The sequence below is a fragment of the Mesorhizobium sp. M7A.F.Ca.AU.002.02.1.1 genome (assembly GCF_003998535.1).
Taxonomy (GTDB): Bacteria; Pseudomonadota; Alphaproteobacteria; order Rhizobiales; family Rhizobiaceae; genus Mesorhizobium; species Mesorhizobium ciceri.
The window spans coordinates 1-6,426 of the sequence record NZ_RZPB01000331.1 but is presented as its reverse complement, the minus strand read 5'-3'; the positions used below and the strand labels follow the sequence as shown (position 1 = coordinate 6,426).

Genomic DNA, 6,426 nt, shown 5'->3' with positions numbered 1-6,426 from the left:
TATCTGTCTCTCGCGAACGTTGCCTGACCCTGATCTCAATTCGCCTCCTCGCCTTGACGTCGCCGGCCTGTGCGCCGTCGGTGAGCCGGTCGCCAGGCAATATCAACTGGCCGCCGGACATTGGCAGGATGGTGAAGCCTTTCAGTTCCGGCATATCGCGCAGGATGCCTGTGACGGAGATCGCTCGCGCTAATCCAAGCCCGGCATTGTCGGCAGGATGGAGTGTGCCAATGTCCATCTTGCGCGCCAGTACGGGCTGAAGGCCTCTGTCCATATTCGATGAGTCACCGGACATCGCCTGCTCGTCCGTGTGGCCAATCACCTCAATGACGTCCACACCATAGGAAGTTGCAATTCCAGCAATGGTCTTCGACATCTGCCGCAACTTCGTTTTGAAGCCACCGGAAAGCTCCGCACTTCCAGTATCGAAATTATAGCCATCGAGCTCGCTAAGACTGATGATCGGTGGCCAATCGTGTGGCTTGTCAGCAGAGGCCTCGTTCCTTGCCTTCTTCAGTGCGTCAGCAAGATCCTTGGACGTCTTGCCCGTGCCAACGTAGCCGAGCTCGCGCAGAACCTTCATCTTCTCGATCATGGCTTTGGCCTGATCAACGTCGACGTCGTTGTCAGAGAGGACTTTGGCGGCCGGCGCGCTTTTCACCGCTTCCTCAAGGGTCAGTCCCACTTTTTTGATTGCCTCTGCGGCCTCTTTGGCCCGGACCAATTCACGCCATTCTTGATCTGGTACATTGCGTCGACTTGCAGGCTTGACCATGGCATTCAGCTGAGCCAGCAACCGCTTGTTTTCCTCGTCAAGCTTGCGAGCGTTCTCATTGAGGGACTGCGCAATCTTCTGCGCTGCCGCAGCCTCTTTCTTTGTCTTGGCGATGAGCGCGCCTGCAGCAAGCAAAAGGCAGAAAACGAGAAGCAGCATCGTCTCAGCCATCGTCAGGCCGAGTATCAGGCCGCGGCCATAGCCCTTGCGCTCAAACGTAATGGCTGTTCCGCTAACCTCACTCACCTGCCCCACCAACTTGCTCTCTTTGGCGGTTCACCCTTCTCCACCTCCGCCGGACTGCTTAACGATCGGAAGGTGTCGCCCTCCGTGTCATCCGAAACCTTGATTGGCGTCTCCACAGGGGAGGCAACAGTGGAAGGTGCCGCCACTCGCTCGACATCGTTCGCTATCGCATTGCTCAGAGGCTGGGGAGTGCGCACGGCCGGGAGGCTATGTTGTGTAAGGGTTGCGACGAGGCCGCGTGTTTCATTGCTGTGTTTCTGCATCACAGCCATGAACTCCTCAGTCAAACGCTGCTGCGCTTGGACAGTTTCTGCGGTCTTTTCTGCGGCCGCTGCCGCTCTCTCCACTCCAGTCGCCACCTTGATCACTGCGTCGGCAAGACCGGTCATCCGCGTTTGCTGCTCTTGCGAGGCTGTTTCGGTTTTTATCGCATATTGTGCGACAGCATTACCCAGGAGCTTGACCATCGGCGCCAGATCGTTCTTCAGCACCTCATCAGGAACAACCACCTTTTCCAGCTTGGCAGCCATATTGTCGGCTTGATTACCGAGCTTTCCAACAGAGTTGGACATCGAGCTGTTGGCTTTATCCAGCAAATCCGCTGCAGCTCCAACGCGGTTCGCTATCGAAGCAAACTGGGTTTCGACTTGCCCGAAATTGTGCTGCAACGCGTCACTGAGCTTGGCAGACGCCTCTTGGACAGGCTTGATCGATTCCATGGCAATATTGTCCAGGGCAGATCGAATGTGCTCCCCATTGCGTGCCGCTTGCTCGGCAATCTCTGCAAAGCCCTCTTCGAGCATTTGATGGCTGACACGACGAAAGTCGGCGAACTCCCTGGTTACGCTTTCCATCTCGGCTCTTACACGCCGTGTCATGTCGGCAAGTTCGTGCCTCGCCGTTCGCTCAATGTCCGCGGGATCGCGCCGCATCTGATTGTAGAAAACCCTCAGAGCAATACCGGTGATCGTCGACGTGATCGCGATGCCAAAATTTTGGACGATCGTGTCGGTTGAGCCTTCCGTTCCAAACTGAAACAGCGAGACCCCAAGGCTCGTCAGGGTGAACAGGAAGCCCATATAGTAGAGGTTATCGCCGGTCTGCTCGTCGTGCAGTTGTAGCTTTCCAGCAAAGATCGAAACCCCGAGATAGAAAAACATCAGGCAGGCCGGTGCTACCGCCGCGACGATCGGATTTACGCCTGAGAGTTTTGCAATGGCGATGAATACACACCCGCCGAGTGTCAATGCCGCGAAAACCACGACCGGCAGACGTGGATGATCCAGCAAAGGTTTGTCGTGCGCTCTCGCCATCAGTTTAACCCATCCAAGCCAACCAGCTTTTCGAACTCGCCGTGATGGTTCTGGACCCAATGTGTCCAGAACTCCGCGTGATCCAGGGTCTGAAATGGCTTCTTTGCCCGATCGATATAAAGAATTGTGATGCCCACCCCATCCAGCGACGTCCCATATGTGCGGTCGGCGGCGCTGTTGAGGTATTTTTGGTAATCCAGTCCCGATCGGTACTGCGAGTAAATCGTCGTATGCTCGATCATGTCAGAGGCGACCACCAATCGCTTGGGACTGCCCTGTTTGGCCAAGCTGCTATCGAAGAGCGACAGCTTGATTTTCTGAATTCCAGCCATGATCGGAGATTGGCTCGCGGAAGCCGCATTCGGGATTTCATCGGGAAGTTTGTTCAAAGGATCGCCGAAGGCGTTTTCCCACTTCTTTTGACGCCGCGCAGGATTGTTGGTCCAACTATCGACGGTCGACCCATCACCGGGATTGCATCCATCGAACATCACCGTCAGCTCACCAGGCGCCGAGCTCAGGGTATAAATCCTCACATACCCACCCGGCTCGACCTGCCCAATGGTCTTTCGGAACTCGTTCTTGAGATCAGCCATCGTCGTTGCCGAAATTGGATCAGTGGCGTCGATGAGGACGGCGGTCAGGCTGGAGGGTCCGTCCAATGGGCAATTCGTGTTGGCGTCGATATGGCCATTGCCAGACCTGGTCCACATCCAGCCGAAGCCGGCCAACATCGCAACGGATAGCACACCAAGGGCAATGGCCGCGGCAATGGTACCCGCATTGCCTTTCTTGCGTCTGCGGGTTCGCCTAGACATTCACGCTGTCCGGGTGAAGCTTATCAAGATCTCGGTACTGCTCAATTCCCCGTTCGCATTCCTGACCAATCAGACGAACCTGCTCGTTGAGTTCCTCCTGCGCCTGGCGAATTGATGCGCCAACATCTCCCTCATTCCACTCCCGCTCGCCGGTGACGTATGGCTTGATGCGATCAAGTTTGTAGGGCGTTCCGAAATGCTTGGGCGCCGGCTCGGTCCTCGCCTGGATGTTGGCTTCCCGATACATCGACAAAAGCTGATTGCAGGCTCGCTCCAATTGGTCTTGATGCTGCGCAAAAAGAGCCAGAAGCCTCGATCGATGATCGACAATCGCGCGGTGCTCGCGCCGGCGACTACCAAGCTGCTTGACGATTTCCTCCACTTTTTCGTTGTGGTCGTCGCGGACATCCTGCAGCTCTTCGATCAGTTCCTTCTTTCGATCGATGTAGTCATCGCGCCGTCGAACGAGCCGATTTTCAACGCCAGTGTAGCCTGGGTAAGGGTCGAGCACGAACCAGCCGTCGATAAAAGCGAAAAGCGAAAACATCAGGCCGATCGCAAACAGCAACCAGGACTTGATGTCCGTGAGACCCGCTGGATTGGCGAGCATATTACGGATGACCTCAGCGCCGGCGCCGTCAGCGAGCGAGCCGCTGACCTCACGGTAGTGCGCTAGCGCCAAGTTTATCGAAATCGCCAAGCCGATATAGAAAAGGATTGAAATGATCCCAACGAATTTTACGAAAAACGACCGATGGGTGACGAGACGAGCGCAGAAAACCGCCAGGAGCAAAGCCGCCCCGATGTTGATGAAAGAGAATGCCGCAGCCTCAAGGATGCCACCAAAAAATCCCTGCTCATTGCCCTTGGCCAGGAAGTTGCCGTTCATCGCTGTCTCGACCAGAAACAGAAATAGCAGAAGCGATAGCCGGAAAATGTGAGCGGCACCGTGCTGCACACGCGCGGCACGAACGAGACCGTGCTTCTCCTTAAACCATGCATGCTCTTTTTCGGCGTCGTTCAGGGCCCTTCTCAGGCCGTGAAGTTCATCGAGGCCCACGGCGACCGAGGCTTTGAAGTCCGAAACGCTAGCGGCATTCGTCTGACGGATTAGACCGAATTGTTCCTCGAAATCGAGGCCGGCAAGACGACCTCCAAGGAGTTGCAGGTTGTCCTCAAGAGTGTGATGCGCAGCCTTCTTCTCATCCTCAACGCGTTCCACGATGGCATGTTCGACATCGTCGAGATTCTTTGCCGTTTTCGGGGGTTGGTTCACCTCGCCGCGCTGCTTTCCGCGGTTAATGACATCCAGGTCGCCGTCGATCTTGGCAGGGTCCAGGCTGTTGAATAGCTGAGTGCTCGCCCGAAAATCGTGGTTGGATTCTCGCAGTGAGTCACGCAACTTATTTAGTTTTTCGAATTTAGAGCCCACGCACTCACAACCCCAACTTTACGCCCCCCGGCAGAGTGGTTTCTATGCATAGTAGAGCTAAAGGGCAACCGCACATTCACTTCTATCCACTTGCTAGTGCGGATCAGGCTCAATTGAGTTCCAACAAATGATCATGGCTGCTGATCAACTGGTTGATCGGCCGCGACTAGTCATGTCATGAGCCGTGCTGCGATGCTCTAAGGACAGAGTGCTACGAGCGGGTTCGCGACTGGGAAATTATCCACAGTCGTATACGTGTACTGGATCTCACCGCCCAGGCGAACGAAGGCAGATAGTTCCTCCGCACGACAGACATAGTTTTTGGTCATTTCATCGATCTTCTGGACATAGACCGGCCGCGAGACGCCAGCAGCCAACAATTTGGCGTCTACTTCCGCATCGGTCTGAGCCCAGGTGGCGTTGAAAACGATCCTTGGCCCGATTGCGATGATGCTCCGAACGGAGATGTTCGAACTGATCAGCATGGGCAATGCTGGAGCCATTTCGGTTTGCATTTTTTTTGCGTAGGCGCAGACGTCGGTCTTGGTGTACTTCGAGAGGCATTCATTTGCCGTCGCCACCCTTGGCCATGTCAGCAGGATCGCCAACGGGACGTGCATCAATCGCAATCCATCCAAAGTATTCTCCTCGCCCGATCTTGGCCTGCACAGAGGAGCATCTATCCTATTTGTGTTCACAGTGCCACGAGCAGCTTGTGCCCGACCGGCAATAGTGCTCTGTCTGAAATACTTTGGGAGGGCAATAAAATGAAAACAACATTTCTCGCGGCTATGGCCGCTGCAATAATCGCTTGCGCGACCGGCGCGTTTGCACACAGTGGCGGCACTGATGCCAACGGTTGCCATACCAACCATAAGACCGGCGCGTATCACTGTCACTGAAGGTCACGCCTTTCTGAGGGACACAAACATGCTGAAGAACATCATGTCAGCTCCGCTGGGCCTCCTCTTCATGCTGGGCGGGCCGATCACCTACGTGATGAATGTCGTCGACACATGGCAGGGCCATGCATCAGTGGTCGTAAAAATCCTGATTAACTTGAGCCTGGATGCGATGTTGGCGTTCATTTGGCCGATCACTTGGGCAATCTGGCTTTTCAAATATATGGCGGGCGCCGAAACTCCACTAACAACCGTGCTGGGCGTTTGAGGATCAAGTTTGCTGAAAATAATGCTTTTCGACGCCGGCCGGAACGGTCCGGTTGGTCTGCATCTGTGTAGCTATTGCCTCGCTGCTGGCGGTAGCGCCATGGCCGTACGGCTATTACCAATTCCTCCGCGTGGTGGTCTTTTTCGCCGGGATCTACTGCGGAGCCATGGTGTGGCGATCAGGCCCTGAAAATCGCACCCTGGCTTGGGCGCTGTTTGGAGCGGCAGCGATCTTCAACCCGTTCATGCCGGTTCATTTGCCGCGCGAGCTGTGGGCAATCTTCAACGTCGCAGCGGCTACTCTGTTCGGCTTTGTCGCATACCGGCACCGGAATTAAGCCGATAATCTGAGATGGCCAAGAGTGGACCTGAGACGCCGAAGGTCAAGGCGCGCCCGAGGGTCACCGTGTCACAGCCGTTGGCGCTTTATGCGGGAGATCTCCTCGAGCGGACGAAGGAGTACTTCGAGGCTTTCAACCATCTAGGCTCGGAGTCGGAAAAGGCGCATCTTTTTGCCCGTTATTTTCTATTTTCGCATGCCCTAGATGTGGAGCTTCAACAGGTTGTCCTCGATCAGGGCGAGGCGACTGATAGGCGTTTTTGACTTTAGGCTGCCATGTGGACGATGCCAATTGTATCTGTGCAGCCAGACAGGCAGTTCGGCGGCACGATG

At 55.4% G+C, this 6,426-nt stretch carries 8 protein-coding genes and 1 pseudogene; 3 read left to right on the top strand and 6 right to left on the bottom strand.

Annotated features, from left to right (window positions below):
* The 5 genes from EN879_RS19950 to EN879_RS19930 all read right to left on the bottom strand — a co-directional run.
* Positions 1–1,030, bottom strand: a 1,030-nt coding sequence (locus tag EN879_RS19950) for a hypothetical protein (RefSeq protein ID WP_245493842.1), incomplete at its 3' end; no start/stop codon positions are given.
* Complete coding sequence (locus tag EN879_RS19945) at positions 1,018–2,334, bottom strand: hypothetical protein (RefSeq protein ID WP_063169428.1); 1,317 nt, start codon at positions 2,332–2,334, stop codon at positions 1,018–1,020. The genes EN879_RS19950 and EN879_RS19945, both read right to left, overlap by 13 nt.
* Complete coding sequence (locus EN879_RS19940) at positions 2,334–3,152, bottom strand: hypothetical protein (protein ID WP_063169429.1); 819 nt, start codon at positions 3,150–3,152, stop codon at positions 2,334–2,336. Before EN879_RS19940 ends, EN879_RS19945 begins: the two co-directional genes overlap by 1 nt.
* The gene (locus EN879_RS19935; RefSeq protein WP_063169430.1) at positions 3,145–4,584 is read right to left on the bottom strand and encodes a hypothetical protein; all 1,440 of its coding nucleotides are present in this window, start codon (positions 4,582–4,584) and stop codon (positions 3,145–3,147) included. Before EN879_RS19935 ends, EN879_RS19940 begins: the two co-directional genes overlap by 8 nt.
* 197 nt (positions 4,585–4,781) lie before the next feature.
* Complete coding sequence (locus EN879_RS19930; protein ID WP_126066778.1) at positions 4,782–5,222, bottom strand: hypothetical protein; 441 nt, start codon at positions 5,220–5,222, stop codon at positions 4,782–4,784.
* 129 nt (positions 5,223–5,351) lie between these two features.
* On the opposite strand from EN879_RS19930, the gene EN879_RS40735 reads away from it, so the two are divergent.
* The 3 genes from EN879_RS40735 to EN879_RS19915 are packed head-to-tail and all read left to right on the top strand — an operon-like array spanning position 5,352 to position 6,091.
* Positions 5,352–5,486 carry a YHYH domain-containing protein gene (locus tag EN879_RS40735; protein ID WP_199489651.1) on the top strand — a complete coding sequence of 45 codons (135 nt, stop codon included), beginning with the start codon at positions 5,352–5,354 and terminating at the stop codon, positions 5,484–5,486.
* Positions 5,487–5,514: 28 nt separating this feature from the next.
* Positions 5,515–5,754 carry a hypothetical protein gene (locus tag EN879_RS19920; RefSeq protein WP_082826591.1) on the top strand — a complete coding sequence of 80 codons (240 nt, stop codon included), beginning with the start codon at positions 5,515–5,517 and terminating at the stop codon, positions 5,752–5,754.
* 52 nt (positions 5,755–5,806) lie between these two features.
* Entirely contained in the window at positions 5,807–6,091 is a 285-nt protein-coding gene (locus EN879_RS19915) for a DUF6804 family protein (protein WP_063169433.1), read from the top strand.
* A 203-nt stretch (positions 6,092–6,294) separates the two neighbouring features.
* Here the strand turns inward: EN879_RS19915 and EN879_RS19910 are convergent.
* Positions 6,295–6,426 (bottom strand): annotated as a pseudogene (locus EN879_RS19910) (IS481 family transposase); the annotation flags it as partial.

Coding starts and splice junctions, on each gene's coding strand:
- EN879_RS19945 (WP_063169428.1), bottom strand. CDS start 2,334: ATGGCGAGAGCGCACGACAAACCTTTGCTGGATCATCCACGTCTGCCG.
- EN879_RS19940 (WP_063169429.1), bottom strand. CDS start 3,152: ATGTCTAGGCGAACCCGCAGACGCAAGAAAGGCAATGCGGGTACCATT.
- EN879_RS40735 (WP_199489651.1), top strand. CDS start 5,352: ATGAAAACAACATTTCTCGCGGCTATGGCCGCTGCAATAATCGCTTGC.
- EN879_RS19920 (WP_082826591.1), top strand. CDS start 5,515: ATGCTGAAGAACATCATGTCAGCTCCGCTGGGCCTCCTCTTCATGCTG.